Origin of the sequence: Sagittula sp. SSi028, from assembly GCF_048553715.1 — a bacterium.
Lineage (GTDB): Bacteria > Pseudomonadota > Alphaproteobacteria > Rhodobacterales > Rhodobacteraceae > Sagittula.
Map to the genome: position 1 here is coordinate 1 of NZ_JBLZNC010000063.1, position 265 is coordinate 265.

Annotated in this window: 1 pseudogene; it reads right to left on the reverse strand. The window is 60.8% G+C overall.

Features of this window, described 5'->3' with window-relative positions:
• Positions 1–112: 112 nt before the first annotated feature.
• Positions 113–265, reverse strand: a pseudogene (locus tag ACN5AZ_RS18770) (transposase); the annotation flags it as partial.

The following is a 265-nucleotide window of genomic DNA, read 5'->3' on the forward strand; positions in this document are numbered from 1 at the left end:
GCCACCTTCGCCTTGAACTCTGCCGAATAGCGTTTCCGTTTGGTCATTTCTGTGCGTTCTTCCTCAGGCGCTACAGCTTAACACCTGGTCCGAAATCCCGCGACCACCTCTGCGGATGCTGGCGCAGCCAAGCGGCGAGGGTCGCAGGCTCGCAATCCGGCAGCAAATCGATGACGGCCCGCCGTTCAAGATCGCAGATCAGCGTTCCATAGCGCCGTCCCTTGCGCCAGGCCCAATCGTCGATCCCGATGACGCGAGGTTCATG